The 16,846-nt window shown below is 45.7% G+C and carries 10 protein-coding genes and 1 pseudogene; 4 read left to right on the top strand and 7 right to left on the bottom strand.

Features of this window, described 5'->3' with window-relative positions:
* From tnpA to C8R30_RS14545, 5 genes are all read right to left on the bottom strand, one after another.
* The coding region (gene tnpA / locus C8R30_RS16735) for an IS66 family insertion sequence element accessory protein TnpA (protein ID WP_420812376.1) at positions 1–76 on the bottom strand (76 nt) is incomplete at its 3' end.
* 382 nt (positions 77–458) lie between these two features.
* Positions 459–2,663, bottom strand: a complete 2,205-nt coding sequence (locus C8R30_RS14560) for a hypothetical protein (protein ID WP_107790465.1) — start codon at positions 2,661–2,663, stop codon at positions 459–461.
* A 17-nt stretch (positions 2,664–2,680) separates the two neighbouring features.
* Positions 2,681–6,892 carry a helicase-related protein gene (locus tag C8R30_RS14555; RefSeq protein ID WP_107790464.1) on the bottom strand — a complete coding sequence of 1,404 codons (4,212 nt, stop codon included), beginning with the start codon at positions 6,890–6,892 and terminating at the stop codon, positions 2,681–2,683.
* Between the two features lie 17 nt (positions 6,893–6,909).
* Complete coding sequence (locus C8R30_RS14550; RefSeq protein ID WP_181258761.1) at positions 6,910–9,699, bottom strand: hypothetical protein; 2,790 nt, start codon at positions 9,697–9,699, stop codon at positions 6,910–6,912.
* 2 nt (positions 9,700–9,701) lie between these two features.
* The gene (locus C8R30_RS14545; protein WP_107790463.1) at positions 9,702–11,426 is read right to left on the bottom strand and encodes an HsdM family class I SAM-dependent methyltransferase; all 1,725 of its coding nucleotides are present in this window, start codon (positions 11,424–11,426) and stop codon (positions 9,702–9,704) included.
* A 298-nt stretch (positions 11,427–11,724) separates the two neighbouring features.
* On the opposite strand from C8R30_RS14545, the pseudogene istA reads away from it, so the two are divergent.
* The 4 genes and pseudogenes from istA (at position 11,725) to C8R30_RS14525 (ending at position 15,181) form a co-directional block, all read left to right on the top strand.
* Positions 11,725–12,736, top strand: a pseudogene (gene istA / locus C8R30_RS14540) (IS21 family transposase).
* Complete coding sequence (gene istB, locus C8R30_RS14535) at positions 12,733–13,512, top strand: IS21-like element helper ATPase IstB (RefSeq protein WP_107790462.1); 780 nt, start codon at positions 12,733–12,735, stop codon at positions 13,510–13,512. Before istA ends, istB begins: the two are co-directional and overlap by 4 nt.
* A 267-nt stretch (positions 13,513–13,779) precedes the next feature.
* Positions 13,780–14,934, top strand: coding sequence for a pPIWI-associating nuclease domain-containing protein (locus C8R30_RS14530; protein ID WP_146162704.1), 1,155 nt, complete (start codon positions 13,780–13,782; stop codon positions 14,932–14,934).
* A 13-nt stretch (positions 14,935–14,947) separates the two neighbouring features.
* The gene (locus tag C8R30_RS14525) at positions 14,948–15,181 is read left to right on the top strand and encodes a DUF2188 domain-containing protein (protein ID WP_011369119.1); all 234 of its coding nucleotides are present in this window, start codon (positions 14,948–14,950) and stop codon (positions 15,179–15,181) included.
* 268 nt (positions 15,182–15,449) lie between these two features.
* Here the strand turns inward: C8R30_RS14525 and C8R30_RS14520 are convergent, their stop codons facing one another.
* A complete protein-coding gene (locus tag C8R30_RS14520) occupies positions 15,450–15,818 on the bottom strand; it encodes a KfrB domain-containing protein (protein WP_107790460.1) in 369 nt (122 codons plus the stop codon).
* Positions 15,819–15,880: 62 nt separating this feature from the next.
* The coding region (locus tag C8R30_RS14515; protein WP_107790459.1) for a ParB/RepB/Spo0J family partition protein at positions 15,881–16,846 on the bottom strand (966 nt) is incomplete at its 5' end.

Below are 16,846 nucleotides of genomic sequence, written 5' to 3'. Positions count from 1 at the left end.
GGCAATAATCCCTTTGCGATAAGCCGCTTGCCTGCCAGGCTTCTATATGGTTTTGTTTGTACAGCGCTAACACCATCAATTATCCTCTTGAAATAGGTATGGGGATAATAATGGACTAGATTATCTATGGTTAGATGGTCGTGCTGAACGCTTACACTTTTTCAGGGGCGACTATTTATCTAATAAATCAATATGTTAATGTGTTGCTCACCACCTCTAGTACTATGAAACCCATGTTCTGTTCAAGCAAGCCTGCAATAATTTTTTGCTGCTTCTGAACACTATAAAGAATCGCTACATTCCTTGTTGACCGATAATTTCCAGATTATCGATTGTGCTTGAGTGCCGGAATTTGAAGTGAAGCAAGTATAGTGGCTGCCAACCCTGCGTCATCGGCAAAACCTGCGAATACAGCTTTTTCAAATGCAGATAATCTTTGCATAAACATTTGGCTTAGCCTATGTCCCAGTATCAATGTAACCACTGATAGATTCCTGGCGAGTATCGAACCTAGGACGTCCTCCTACAGATTTTAATACTGATCTGGAAAGTAATTTGTTTCCTGCAATACAGGATGTTTCAGGCATCATCAAGCAGTCTGGGCAGGCTCCACCGCGATGCGTACATAGTGACCCCGTTCCACACTGAGTAGCTTTTTGACCAAGCATTGCCTTTAGCATTGCTATACCGGTATTGCGCCACATTGCGGAAAGATTGCCTAAGTCCATTGTAGTTCCATTCCGGTAAACTACAAATGCCAAGTCTGCTGGGAATATATACTCTCCTAACGATCCAATATCCAGCCCAGAATACTCTGACACATGCTTCATCAGTAGATGAGAATAACTATGCAGAAGTGAATAGATGTAATAGTAAACCGGTGGATTATTCGATTCGCGAAGATTGTCAAGGAAAGACCCCATAGGCTGAGCAGCGGTCAAGATTCCAGCACCAATTTTTTCTCCGTCATTGAGTTTGAACATATCCGAGCAGTTCAAACTTTGAAGCCAAGTCATCACAATGTCAGCTTTTAACCTAACGTATAACGCCTCATTTCCCTGTTGAACAACATAAACAGGGTACTTCATGCTATCGTTGTACTTCACGGGAGGGAAAAGATTTAGTCTTACCGGCATATCCATACCGCGCTTGTCACGCAAGACAGGCGTAGATTCCATACGGGAATAACCAAAACTAATTCGACAAAGGTCAAATTCTCGAATTAGGCCCATATCCTCAAGCCCAAGCTTATCCAAGAGGGTGCGAGTATCCGCCTGGCGAGATTCTATTATATCTCTATCCTCTGGGGCCAAGTCCTCATCCAGTCGAGTAAATGATACATAAAGCTTTTTGCCATTTGCTTTTGTTTCAGCATCAAGTCGTGTGCTTTTTAGAGCTGCATGCTCTATGGCCAAGCGTAATGGATCAAATTTTGGAGCAAACAAGGATTGGCGGTCACGGATATTAGAAACCACCCCAATAGGCAGATCTATCTTTGGAATAAGTATTGAGCGTCTTCTTAAGTCGTCAATGATTCGCCTTTTATGTTCGTAGGCTTGATCAATTAAAAGCCTGAATGCATTTTTTGCCTTTTCAGGAACTGCCTCAAGCAAGGGTTCTGTTGTTTTGATCGAGTTAGATGCTCTCTTGTAGTCCGCCAACTCCTTAAAACATTCAGGCTTGCCTTCGCACGCGGTTTCTATATCCGCATCTGTAATGCTTTTTGCTGCAAAGCCATAAGTTTGAGCGAGAAAATCTTTCAATTCCTCTTCGCGCCCTCGTCGCAATCTGGTCAGTAGCTGCTGAGAACCATCCTTGAAGTCAATAAATTGGTCTAACTTGACGTAATAAGCATTCGAGGCCCTATAAGGCGTTGCTTGCATTCGAACCTCAGTCAATCTATCTGGTCCCATGGCAGATCCGATTATTTCCAAGGTTTTCTTATCGTTCTGCCTCCACTCCTTCGATAAAGGCTTATCGCAGACAGCGCACTCGAAAAACCATTCACCGATGCTGGCAGATTTTCGATTAAGACGGAAAAGCTGGCTACCACAAACACAACGATCACGGCGCTCAACAACTTTTGCCTCTCGGTCACTCCAGTGATATTGGCCTGGAAACGCAGGAGTCCAATTGCCAGACCAATGTACAAAAATTACATCCAGCTGCTCCCAGTCACATTGCGATTTTTTTTTAGGGTTAGGACACCGCTCTGGATTGAGATTTACTAAATCTCTATCCAATTCATTTAGATTTCTGTAATCCCTAAATATCCCACAAGTTCTGCACACAAAGGTCAACGGGGCAGGTGTGTATTCCATATGTGACGGTCGGCAAAGAAGAAAACGATCCTCTCCCGGAAGTTGAAATTCGGTTTTTGTGTGGTGAAGCAATGCATTGTCAACGCATTGCCTTGGAGTAACCGGAGGTTTGTCAGAAGCCCCATCCCTGGCGGAGAGAGCGGAGTTAAACCATGCTCGTCCTAGTTCAGCCATTCGTTCGAATATCAGATCCTTGGTTGCATCAGAAAGTTGAATTGGCTCCCCTGAGGAAGAGCGTGAAATACATGCCCCTATTCCACCTTCAAACGTAAAGAAACTCTCTGGTGCATACGAGGTTGCAAGCTGGTTGCGAGAGCGTGTCATAGATTTAGCTTTGGCCATTTTTATTGTCTCCCTCTTTATTCTTTGGCTTCAGTTTTGCTATCTGTAGCATCAATATCCGCTCCAGATCCACGGCGTATAAAGGTCATGACGCGAGCTGTAATACCATCTCGGACTGGTTTGTAATTAGCATCAAATCTCGATTCATGAATTACACCTGGTTGATCCACATCTCTCAGCGAGGTCATTGGGCGCAGCAGGTTATTTCTTACTTCAAAGAACTTAACCAGCCTTGTGCCGTTAACCAGTCTATCTACGTGCAAGTCTTGTTGATAATGGGCCAACTCCTCTTTGAGGAGTGCCTTATAGCGACCTTTACCTTCTGGTGATGGTGAAAAGCCAAGGCCTAATGCATGCTCCATGAAAGTTTCAGCAGCCTTCATGTTAAGGGGGTTGCTTAAGTAATTTTTGGCATCTGCGGCCATGGAATAAACGGGTACCTTGCGCTTTTTATCGTCATCCGCATTACACAGAGCCGTAATCGTATTTATGCCGCACAGGTACTCCTGAAAGAAACTTGGCATTACTCTTACCAATGCTTTTTCTGCCCAACGATCCACAGCAGCGGGAAGAATCATGCGCTCTAGGAATCTATGGAAGATGTCATGAATCTCTAGGACAAATCTATCTCGGTACCGCTGAGGAATCGGTATCAAAAGAGAGAATCCCACATGGGTCCGACCTACCCGAGAAGATGCTTGAATGTATTCCGCAATGTCTGATGGCATCCCTGCAAAGAACATCGAATTGAATTCTTCCACATCTACCCCATGGGAGATAGCGGAAGTTGCAATTACTGAACGAAGAGTGTCGCTAAGCTCAGGAAAAACCTCGCCAGTTTTAACTCTGGACTCAGCCCTTCTTACAATATCCTGGATATCAGCTGCAGAGACTGCGCCAGAGATCAGCTCTGACGCAAGCGAGTGTCCATTAAAGGCTTCAGCTTTATGAAGCTTCTCAAATTGAACCTTCTCGGTATCAATAACCTGATCACCCCCTTTCTTATTCGTAACATAAGTCAGTGCAATCCGATGTAAATCAACCAAGGTTAGCAGCGTTTCAACATCCGTAGATTCGAGTAGCCGAACGTATTTAGAGTTAAGCCTGCCAGGGGATACCCACTGAATCAGTTCTTTTCTGGCCTGTTCTTGCAGGATAGAATCCCCATTGCGCAATCGCTCATAGAGACCGGTTATTATCAAGTGAAAATGGCCCAAGACTGAAGCCATCGCCACTGTATGGCGATGGCCATTAGTCAGAATGGCACCATAGACACGGGCCCAATGGCTGCGTAGTTCTACCTCTTCTACAGGAATCTCCAGGCGTTCAGTATCCTCCGAATTAGCATCTGGTTGTTTAGGTTCCGCGTAGAAAGAGCGGTAAAGGTCGGGACCGGGGTGCGGAAATTGGACAGTACTGTTGCGCTGATACAGATTGCGCATCTGACGATGAGGATCACTCACCGTCGCAGATGCGGCAATTACCTTAATTTTTCTTCGAACTGTTGAATCAGGTTCATAGGCAAGATGGCCTTTAAAAAGAGGGGTAAGCTCGTCAAACGCAGCCTCTAACGCAGACTCAAAAAGTCCGGCGAACGTCCCTAAAGACTCATCCAGCAAATGGGCCTCATCCTGGATCAGCATTGAAGGGAATGGATCAAAAAAGCGCTTTTCTCCGCTGGAAAAGGATGGGAAGAGTGCTCTGGATGTGACTCCCGGATGGCCGACCCAATCAGTTGCTCTTAAAGGAATATATAGGCGTTCGGTGCCGTTCTCAATCAAGGGAGCAAAACCGAATATCCCAAAAAACTTCCGAATAGTTCCTTGAGATTGGCCGAGCGCCGCTAGCTTATCTACTGTGCCCAACAATACTGAAGGGGCAAGGTCGTAGATGTCCTCATCGACGATATAAAAAGGTAGCGGCGTTGGTCCTGAAAATCGTGCGTTCCAAGAGCATTTTTCTCTTGGGGTGTTACAGAAATGTCCTAGAGTATTTCCACCATTCCCAGCATGTCGACGCAGAGCAAGAGTATGGCCGTCTTTACTACCACAGAAGGGGCAGCTGGTCAGTTTGAGCCATCGTTCACGAGCGCTCTTGTAAGGTGGAGTTTCCTTATAGATTGGTTCATTTGAAGGGGATACCTCAGTTTCTGTTTTTACATCATTGTACCCTTCATCTGAGTGCCAGTTAGGGGTATTGCTGCCTCCGACCCAGAAACCAAGGGAAAACGGCTCTCCAGGGTGACCACGAGAGTATCGAACCTCTTCTGCTGCCCCCATAGTTGAGAAGGTGCGGCGTGCTTGCTGCAATGTAAGTAGTCGCAGTGGGTAACGCATAAGAGCGGACACGCCATGGGACTTGCCTCTAAGTCGATCCAGAAACAGAACAAAAATTAACAGACCAAGGAATGCCTCGGATTTGCCACCACCAGTTGCAAAGTAAAGTAGGGTAACCGCGTTGGAGTGCTGTGATATTTCTGCTGTGTAATACTTGTGGAAGTCAGGAATACGAGTTGCAAATGCTGGAATAGAAGCAAGAATGAAGGCCAACTGAAATAATCGCCATTCCTGGTACCCTTTAGTCTTGGCAACCTTTGCCATCGCTGTGTTCATTGAAATCCACGCTTCGAACGGAATTCCAAGTGGATTTTTCTGAGGTCCCGGACCATTCCAGTATTTTTCTGACTCCTCTAGGATCGCAATGCCACAACGTATTGCGTTGAGCTCAGCGTGCCAAGCATTCAAATCAGCTTGAAGCTTATTCCTCTCTTGCTCTTTAAATTGTTCTGCACTTGGCCCCTCCAACCCTTGATCAACAGGATAATTTTTAACTTCTGTGATCCAATTTTCATATGCCTGGATTAGTGGCTTCAGGCCTTCAATGCAGTTAGGCTGCGCAAGCTTTTCAATGTTGAGAACGACATCGTTTTTTGTAGGAACAATGCGCGGCAATACGTATCGAGGCGACCATGTGGTCGTAAACACATGATATTTCCCCTCAATAGTTTGAATCACACCACCATTAAACCCTAGAGCAGGATAATTTAAGTATTGGTTGTACCTGTAGGAAGGTTTTACTCGGTCAAGCCGCAAAGCCTTATGCGCAGGAGACGGAACCTTCAAAGTAAGCGAAACTTGAAATACTGAAGGTTCCAATTCCCTGAAATTGGTCTTGTTCAGAGGATCAGTCCAATTTTCCAAAGCAACGTGAATTGAGCATCTTTGTGAATCCAAGGGATCATGGGTTGTCTGTATGATCCACTTAAGCTTGATATCTGGTGTAAGAACCTTAAGTCTTGAGGTCCGGACAGAATTTAAGAACGTATTCCAGTCTCGAATATTTGAAGGTCGCACTTGTATGCCTCGACGGTAACCCCAAAGTTGACCTCCATAAGGCTCTTCCTTGCTGATTGCCCAGGCCTCTAATTGTTTTTGAATGGTTGCATTAAGTATCTCTGTCGCCGCTTTTGCATCAGATTCGCATGTCTCGGGAGTAAATTCAAAGTTTGGCAGTGTCAAATCAAGGCGAAGCCATTTAGGAGGTGGTAGGATTGCTTCTGCTACATGGTCCGGTAATGTGTTGCTGACGGTGACCTCTTGTACACCTTTAGTTTTTTCTTCTCCTTGTGGTGATTGCTCATCATCCTGTGCTTCGGCCTCTGATTCAGAAGACTCATCGATAACTTGGCTTCGATCAAGGCCATTATCAAATGGCAAGCCTAGTGCTTCATATACTCCCTTGCGCGCCTCCAAACTTTTGGAGGGCCAGTCAGGATGGTTACTTTTGCCGGGTAATTCTTCTGCAAGCTTGGATAAAGCCTCGCGCACATTAGCGCGAATAGTTGTCCGAATTTCTTTGGTGAGTGGGAAAGTAGCCTCGAGGCTTCCGCCAGGTTTAACCTCGTCTTCTTTAGGAAGAATACGAACATAGACAGCAGCTCTTACGCTGACCGACACCCTGGAATCTATTGACTCAGATCCAACTTGGAAGTCCAAACCATGAGCACTGATCTGAATTGGATCAGACTCCTCGTCACCCATGCGTTCCTCTGGGGGCATGGGAACGATAAATTCAGTCATTAGCGCAGTGCTAGGCTTAGAACCATAAATCAGCTTATAGAAGTCACCTCGCCCTGCAAGCCGTGCAGACAGATTATTTAAAAGACAATCTACGATAGCTTCTTTATAGGCATCATGAATTTCACGTGGACTTTTACTTGTTATAGTCATTCAATTTCTCCCAAGATTTACTGTGCCGAGTCGAACCCATGCTGTATTTGTGGCAGAACCACACGTTCAACACGATAAACGCAACTTAAGGCATCCTGACGAAGTTGATTTATTGTGGAATCAGGCACATTTCTGTAGACACTTGCACTTTCAGGGCGAAAAAGAATCTCCGCATATCGTGCCGATAGTTCTTTGCCAAGATTCTGGTTCAAACGTCTAGCATTTCGAATAAAGTTCCAATTCTGCAAGGCTTGATCGTCACTCATCTCTAAGGCCTTGCAAAAAATTTTGAAAAACTTGGCATCCTTAGGAGCATGAGGTCGAGTATCCCCATCATCTTGAAGATCAAGCCAGTAATAAACACGCCCTGGACGACATTCGCCAGCTTTCGGGTCAATTTCAATCATCCTTGCATGAATTTCTCTGGCAAGTGCAGAGCGTTTTTGTGCTTTAAATAACAAGCCACACCTGTTCTTGACGTCATCATGGTAAAGCTTGAGCAAGGTGCGTTCTGGGTGAACAGCCGAACCTAGTCCATTGACTCTAAGTTGCAAGGCAGATTCAACCTTGTCGCGAAGTTCATCGCTCATTTCAAAGATAAAGTCACCGTCTTTTATTGAACTTGACCTTACGCGCCTAAAGAAAGGATCTTCATTGGGGGCATATTGATATACAAAGCCTGAAGCGTATGCGCATCCCCCTCCTTCAAGTTCAAACTTGTAATATTGCTGATCTGCAGTACTGTCTTGTAGAAAGCTGCCCTCAAGTTTAAAGGTCATTTTCAGCTCGCCCAGCTTGCCAATCATTATCGGATTTGGTACTTCCTTCAGTCGACGATCAATCGCTTGCAATAGGAGGCACAAGCGTCCGCGATAAGACTTGAATGCTTCGAGATCCTTCATGCAGGTAAGTGTCACAATCGCTGAGTCTGCTTGTTTGTATGCAATCAGAACTGTTGTTCCATGGGGGACATTTTTATGCGTTATCAGCAGTCGCAATACATTATGGTTAACCCCGACAAAAAGCAGATGTCGTGTTTTACAGCCATCAGTAAGGGTTTTACCAACCGATGTCAGCGTGTGCCAGTCCATTTTTTCCCTAGCCGTCTCCCAGGCATCTCCAAGTTTTCGTTGCAGGAATCGATGGACGAGCTGAATATATTTTTTATTAGGAAGCACGATAGATAGACCATCTCGACGCTCGACTGCATATTTTCTGACTTCGGCTAGCAATCTAGCAGCCATGGGAGTGGCATCTCCCCAAGCGTCGATTAATTGTTCCGCTTTTGAAATTACCTTTTCAACCTCATTTCTTTTGTCATTCAAGTCTCCAGCTTGGAGTGCTGCCATTAGTTCCAATTTTATTGGGGTCCATGCATTGTGCTGACTGCCAAAATCATTGCCACCCTCAATACCTGCCTCAGCAGTTAGATCAGAATATCCGGCAGGCATGTTTGAAAGCCTTAAGATATAAAGGCAAGCGTCAATCAGGGCGCGATGGCTGGAAGAATCTTCACCTCCTGCATCATTTGCGAAACGTTGGAATGCAAGGGCAACTTGCGAAGCGTCCCTGTCGACGATACCAACACTAAAATTTGCATTAGATCGTTGCTCTGGTACCCAGTCTTTCGAAAACGCATGCTCTGATAGTACGGAATTAGTTCCTTCTGCAGCCCACACATGTGACGTTGAATCTATCTTTAAGCTATTAAGCCTTGATCGAAGAACAAAGAAGGTTTTGGGATCATCTGTAACTATTACAGCCCCTGTATCCTTATAGTTATGGTCTATCGCGTAACGCAGAAAGTCAGGAACACGGTGCACTGCGCTGTAGTTTTTCAGCTCTGCGGCAGATGTGGCGTCCAATAAAAAAACTTCAGGCTTCTGATTGCCTAGGATTGCTCTATTAGCTAATGCATCTCTCCAAACATCTTTTCGTGCTGTGTTGTGCATTACCATTAATGCACCTGGAGCAATCAATGGGTCACCCCATTCAGCATTCAAATCCGCTTTAATAATGCGACGCTGAGCAAGTCTTTCGACTTTCGTTAAGGAACGTTCAAGGGGGCTGCGGACAGTAGTACTCCATGCACTGCATGAAGAATCGTAAATAAATACGGGAAAGATCTCACCAAATGATGGGCTAGCGACTTCGGGGTGGTGTGAGCGTATATCGTTGAGAGCGTTAAGCAGCGCCTCAAATGATCGGGAACGTGTGTGGGCAGAAAACTTGGTTGAACCATCTTCTTTTACGGCCCACAGTGAGCGGTAAAGATCACTAATTTGCGTACGCTCAATCAACGCACCTTGTAGATCTGAACGAGAGTTATAGGTCCCGGGGTACAATAAGACCCTCATTCCATTCAGGTCACCAGCCAAGATTCTCTCAAAGTTTGCCAGTGCATGGAGTTGAACAACATTGTCAAAGCGAGCTGGCCATGCTAAACACAGATGTACCCCACCATTTTCAGCAGCTTGTAGAAGCAAAGATACCATGGCTCTTGCCCATGGTTGTATGCGAAGTTCAACGGTATTATCAGAGCGCGAATAAAAATTTAGATTATCAATCGCTCCCCGATCTATTGCCCACGAGCGTGCAGTTCTTCTATCTTTTTTTTTAGTTGGGGGAATAAGTACCTCAAGGGGAGGCGAGGATGGCTTTCGTTTTTTTCCTGATAGAGAAAGGCCTGTCTTCTTTACACCCAACTTTGAAAGTAGGGATTTTTTCTGCTCATCAGCAGCTTTTTTATCAGCAACTTGCTGTGCACGCTTTTCCTGGGGGGATAATTGCCAAAGGGGCTTTGCCATTATTATTGTTCTCCGTAGGAATCTGGTTTTAATCCGAATCCGATACAGGTGGCTTGTTCAATTGTTCGTCCACGATTTAGCTCTAGCTTGACTAGGGTAGGATCAGGTAGGGGCAGGTTGCCAAGCTCATAAGCAGACACATTTGTTGCGCCGGATATGCAACGGAATAGCCGGTCAAGCACCTTAGTCCTCAGTATTTTGCTCAGCAGCACCGGATCAACCAATACATCGGCTACTGCTTGCTCAAGGAGACAAACATGGTTTTCCCCGATAACCCCGCCAAACCGTGCAATAAATTCCTCTGTAATTGGGGCGCAAATCAATCTGCGAGACTGGTCAGATGACGTTACACGTTGCAAAGCAACAGCAGGTTTTTTGACGATAGAAAAAGAGTCCAAATCCTCCACATCAATGAATCGATCCGGGGCTCTTTTAGTGATGTTGAACTTCAGCTCCCCATCAATACCAATATCCCTTTGCCAAATAAGTGGGATTGTTTTTTTGGCTTTAGTAGCCTTAGGGAAGCTGGTATAACGTTTTCTTTTGTCCCGGTGTACAACCACTGCTCCAGTTCTTGGGACATATCCATACACACTAAGGGTTGGCAGGTCCTTTCTGAATAAGGATATCAGATCAGAATCCTCGGCCGAGCGAGGAACAATCCATGGAGCTTCTGATTTTGGGAGGAATATTTCACCATTTAATACAGCCTGACCCAGCAGTGATAATGAATTAACCTGAGCAGGAGTGTCTTGTGGTTTATCCTTTTCCCAAACAGTTACTATGGCATCTTGCTCAGCCCACAGAAACACTCCTTGTCTGTTATGGATTAAATCGAGTTGATTTACTCTTCCGTGTGCTACCAACTCATACCGTAGTTTTGAAAAGGATTTCCCTGATAGGAAACTCATTGGAGTTAACAATACAGTTTTCCCACCTGCTTTAAGGAGATCTAATGCTCTTTTGATGAATGCCGAGTATAGATTAGGTTGGCCAGAGATAATTGAACTGTATCTATTCAGTAGAGGTAGTACCTCATCTCTAGTCATTTTTCTGTATGGGGGATTCGATAGTACCAAATCGAATGAGTGCAATTCGTTTTCAAAAGCTAATAGGCCATCTGCACATATGACTTTAAAACATGGATCTCTATGAGCAGCAGCAATATGAGGTGATAAAATCATTCGCAAAAACGCACAGGAAAGTTCTTGAAGAAAAGGCTCGCTGTCTATCCCATATAAATTGTTTTCAATATGAGAAAGAATCTCTTCACTAGAAGCTCCAATACTCTCCATATGTTTTACTATTACTTGAGCAGCTGGTGCAAGAAAAGCTGCACCACCGCATGCTGGATCAATAATTTTTCCGGTAAGTAGAATTTTCCCTGCATTAGCTATCATTCGGTTAGATAGAGAAGGAGGTGTAAAATACATTGCTTTTTTTCGGCGATGGTCTTCAGTGATAAGGGAAGCATACATCGAGCTTAACCAAAATGCTCCATTCAGTATTTCAGATTTTTCTAACCATTCTGCAAAGTATTTTATTGATTCGTCATTTATCAATTCAGTGAATGGAGACTCCACTATACTAATAGTAGGTGTAATCTTTTTAGCCCAGATCCAAAGTACTGCTTTAATTACATCTGTTGCAGCAATATTTTCTAGATGGATAAGTTTAGTAAGCTTCTTGAGAATTGCACTAAAGTTCTTTTTATTGCTGGGTAACATAAGGTCGTTTTTTCTTATACGACGTATAATTTATACTAACAATAATATAATTATAGGCATTCTGATAAATACAATACTAATCTCCCAATGCTCTTAATATGTCAGTGTCAGTTTTCTGTTACACGACTTTTCCAAACTCAAACCTTATTTTGCGATTTGATACTTAATGGTTAACATTATAGCTTCATGACAATTGTCACCGGCAATGTTAAATTGACCCACTAACGACAATATAAAACTGACCCACCTGAGGCAAAATTGCCGCCGATGATTAATAGAACAAGGCGGTGTACATTTAATGCTAACTCAGGATCTATTAGTGGAAATCCATGTGTTACACCGACAAGGCAAGAGCATTCGTGCCATTACCAAGGCATTGCAGGTGTCACGCAATAGCGTCTGCGCAATATTGCCATGACACCAAGCTACAGTAAACGTGCTGATCGAGCCTCAAAACTTGATCCCTTCAAAGCTTATCTTAAAGCGCGTATTGATCAGCCAAACCGGACTGGATCCCGGCCACAGTGCTGTTTCGCGAAATACAGGCCAAGGGATATGAAGGCAAGGAAGGTATTCTCAAGAATTATATCCGCCCATTTAAAATCACCCCGGACGAACCGATACGGCGTTTTGAAACGCCAGCAGGTCAACAACTACAAGTTGACTTTACTACTATCCGCCGGGGACGGCGCAAACTCAAAGCCTTTGTTGCCACACTGGGGTACAGCCGGGCTACCTATGTTCGCTTTAGCGAATATGAGCGCCAGGAAGACTGGCTGGCCGGTATTGAAGATGCTCTACATTACTTTGGCGGTGTGCCCAAAGAGCTGCTGTTCGATAATGCCAAGTGCATCATGATTGAACGGGATGCCTACGGCGAAGGACTGCATCGCTGGAATGCCAGGTTGCTTGAGATGGCCAAGGATTATGGTTTTAGCCTCAAAGCATGTCGACCTTACCGCGCCAAGACCAAAGGTAAGGTTGAACGATTTAATGGCTATCTGAAACACAGCTTTATCACGCCTTTGGCTGCCACACTTAAACAAGCCGGACTCGAACTGGATGTGGCGGCGGCCAATGCTCAGGTCGGTCCATGGCTGCATGATGTGGCCAATCAACGCATTCACGCCACGACTGGGGAACAGCTACAGCTATTACTGGATAAAGAACGCTTTGATCTGCAAGCGCTGCCTGATGGCGTTGCCTGTCGCCCGACAAGCACTTCACAAGCACAGCGTCATGCCATGCCGCTGGAAAGCTTGCAACATCCGTTATCGGTATACGACCAGTTACTGGAGGTGCGGCCATGAACCTGCAACAACAGCGCATACAGCATGCCTGCGACCTCCTTAAATTGCCAGCCATTGCCGCCGAGTGGTCCGCAATAGCAGATCATAGCGCGACACAGGACAAAAGCTTTGCTGATTTCCTGGAAAGCATCCTACAGGTTGAACTGGACAGCAAGATGCAGCGCACACGCGAGATGTTGCTGAAAACAGCAGGCTTGCCCGCTATCAAACATTTCGATGAATACGACTTTCGCTTCGCAACCGGTGCGCCACGCAAGCAACTACAGGAACTGACCAGTCTGGCGTTTGTGGAACGAAAAGAGAACCTCGTTTTACTCGGCCCTAGTGGGGTTGGAAAAAGTCACCTGGCAATAGCACTTGCCTACAGCGCTATCATGCGCGGTATCAAGGTCCGCTTTATTACAGCAGCCGACTTGATGCTGCAACTGGCTACAGCAAAGAAACAAGGCCGCCTGGATATCTATCTCAAGCGCAGCGTGTTATCACCAAAACTGTTGGTGATCGATGAAATCGGCTATCTGCCATTTGGCCGGGATGAGGCAAACCTGTTCTTCAACGTTATTGCCAAGCGATATGAGCAAGGCAGTGTCATTGTTACCAGTAATTTGCCGTTCTCTCAATGGTCAACAGCGTTTGCTGATGATCAGACGCTAACCGCAGCATTGTTGGATAGATTGCTTCACCATGCTCATATCGTGCAGATCAGTGGTAACAGCTACCGGTTAAAGGGAAAAAGAACAGCAGGTGTTTTACCAGCCGCTGAAACAACAAACTAATCAATGAAAAGCCAGGGGTGGGTCAAATTTAAATTGCCGCTTTTATTGGTAAGCGGGTCAAAATTAAATTGTCGTTGACAAACCGCTTGTTTGCAAAAGATCAGCTGTTAAAGCTGGTAATGCGCTAATTTTTGTGACACGATTCATAAGTGTTCTATTAGGGAGTGAATAATATTTCTAGACAAGCAATATTATACCCTTTTGGAGCACATTATCCCTTATGTATCAATGTGTTATTCCTATTTTTTTGAACCCCGAAACTTTAGTATGTCAGACAATTTAAAAACTGCAAAAACCGCTCTCGCCAAGCTCCATAATGACATGGAGGCCATCAACAGGTTGGCCAAACCATCCTATCTGAGCGTGATCGAGCAGATGGAGCGCACGCTGGAACCGATCCGTCGTCAGCATTTGGAAATCACTCGCGCTCTCGAAATGGCTGGAGCAGCGACCCGGATACAGGAGATCGTCGGTGCTAATCAACACTGGCAGGTTTTAATAAAACAGGCCACCGCGACAAGTCGTATTGCCGAGAGTCTTTCGGCTGCGCATCAGTCATGGCTTGATACGATCAAACCTATCCAGCACGACTTCTCGCAGCTTTCACAGCTTCAAGCCTCCGCCAAGATGGCCCTGTGTGATACATCCCTTCGGCTTGCCGCCACGGAACGGCTCATGGCGGGCATCGATTTCGAGGCGATAAGGGGTCGTTTCCATATCGAGATGCCGGTCATCTCTGGACTGGAGAGTTCAATAGCCCATGTGGCAGCCTCATATGGAGGTTTGGCTGAGTCGCTGCGGGAGATCTCGGACATCACGCGGCTGCCTGCCTTCGTTTTGCCGGGGGCAGCTCGTGAGATCTACACCACCAGCTTCGCGCTTGAGACCCTTCGCCCCTGGGACGACCGGGATGAGGACGAGACCGAAACGGATATTCAGCTTGTCGCCGAAGCTGAGTTGGAAACATCGGGCTGCATCGCTCTTCTACAGCAGGTCGATCCGGGGCTCGCTCGGCCGTACATCGGCGCTCGGGATGCCCTGTATGGTAACAATGCCGACCGGGCAAGGCACATTCTGAGCTCGCTCAGAGAGCTGTGGAACCACCTGCTTAGGCGATTGGCACCCGATGATCTCGTCGCCGCGTGGATTCCAAGGGTATCCAATCAGAAGGACCTGCTACATGATGGCAAGCCAACTCGCCGAGCCAGGGTACTTTATGTCTGCCGGGAGCTGAACAACGATCCGCTGACCGACTTCCTGATGCACGATACCCGGGCGCTGGTGAAGTTGATCGAGCTGTTCAACCGGGCTCATGAGTTGGAGACTGCGCTGACCGATGAGCAGCTCAGGGCCATTCTCCTCAAGACCGATTCGTGGCTGATGTACATACTGCAAATCTCGTCGGGAAATTTTCACAAGTAGACAGGAGGCAACCATGCCAAAGAAACCAGGATCACATCATGTCGTTCCCAACGCCGACGGCGGCTGGGACGTCAAGAAAGACGGCGCGACCCGTAGCAGCGGCCACTTCGACAAGAAGCAGGATGCCGTTGATGCCGGGCGCAAGATCAGCCAGAACCAAGGCACCGAGTTCTACATCCACGGCAAGGATGGGAAGATCCAGAACAAGGACAGCCACGGGAACGATCCATATCCACCGAAGGGGTGATAGCCGTTTCAATTCGATTCCCGATTTGGGAACCGAACCGATATCGGAAAATCGGGGAAGAAAATTGTTTCTCTGATCGGATTGGCGGGAAGTGATTTCTCGAGATGCTTTATGCGTTTATTATCAAATAATTACTAGGAGCACGGGCTTTGAGACTGTTTTGCGGTAGGTCGCCGTTCCCTCCACCCAATGCCACCACAAACACTCCGGCTTCGCTCCAAGAAGCTTATTCAATTTCACTACTACTAAAAAAACATGCACTTCCGCATTAAATTCTTATCGTTCTAGTCTTTTTATGGGAATCCATCTGAGTCAAATGCGCTTTCTCCCCATCATACTCAATAATCATATCCTTCCCCGCAACAGGTTTACCATCAACAGCATTCAATCGATGCACAATAAAATCCTTCCCAGTTTGCTGATAAAAAACTGCATTTTCCTTATCGACATACATAATCATACCTTCATATCGTTTTTTATCAGAAGGCTGCTTGGCTAGATAAATATTGTAAATTCCGGGCTTGATACCCTCCTCCACTTTTTTGATGGTGCCGGTGGTCTCCCATTCATTATTGACCAGGGATTGAATAATCTTTTGCCCATTCATCACAACAATGCGCAGCTTTTGAGTGGTCATCGTTTTTGTTATTCTTTTAGCAAATAGGCGGTAGAAAGTTTATGTGCATGAGCTATTCGAAATTATTGATGCACTTCCTGATTGGCGAGCTCATCCAGGATTTTGAACAAATCGAAATTTGCCGATCTTTCCGTGCCGTATAAAAATGCGATCAGCTGTAAGGCGCCACTGCCTTTGGCGGAGAAACGCCCATCCTGCAATGCATGGATCGTGTATTGAATGATATTCGAGCAGTTCCTACCTTCTTCAAAATAGCCTTTAACTCGGGTTGTCAGTAGCTTTTTATCGTCTTTGGATAAATCACGTATCAAATCCTGCGGTTTGCGTTTGTCTTTTTTGATCAGGTGGTAAATCGAGTCAAGCAATGAAACCGGCGTGCTTTGTCTTTTTTCATGCTGGCTGGCGGCAGTAATGGATTTATCTTCCTCTTGTTGCGACTGCCCTTCTGTTTCACTGAAGCCTTGCTTTTTCTTCTGCTCCAGGAATTTGCTGAAATGTTTCACATCCAGTCTCGATATCTCTTCTGGCGCACTGAGATTGAGCCAATTGATCACTTCTTCTTTGTTGGATTTGTAAAGTCGAGTTAAATCGTAAATTGCCGTTACATCGGTGCATCTTCCCGATTGATAGACTTCATTGATAGGATCCGGCAAATCAAGCAACGCAGCATGTGTGGTGATATAGGGATTGGTTTTACCGATGCGATTGGCAATTTCAGATTTGGTTTTGCCGGCAGCGAGTTGCCGTCCGATAAAATCGGCGATTTCCCTCGATGTCAGATTATCCCGTTGCAGGTTCTCGATCACCTGATCGGCTTCACTATAATCGGTATCGATAAATGCTGGAATCGTTTTCAATCCGGCATTAATACAGGCGCGATAGCGCCTTGCGCCATGATTGATGATATAAGTCCCGGGTTTATCCGGATTCGGACGTACCGATATCGGCGATTTCACGCCTCTTAACTTAACGGTTTCGGTCAATTCACGCAATGTATCCTCATTAAATTTCTTTCTGGGCTGATGGAT

This window comes from Nitrosomonas nitrosa, from assembly GCF_003051105.1.
Taxonomy (GTDB): Bacteria; Pseudomonadota; Gammaproteobacteria; order Burkholderiales; family Nitrosomonadaceae; genus Nitrosomonas; species Nitrosomonas nitrosa.
The sequence above is the reverse complement of the archived record's forward strand: the minus strand, read 5'-3'. Positions and strand labels throughout refer to the sequence as shown.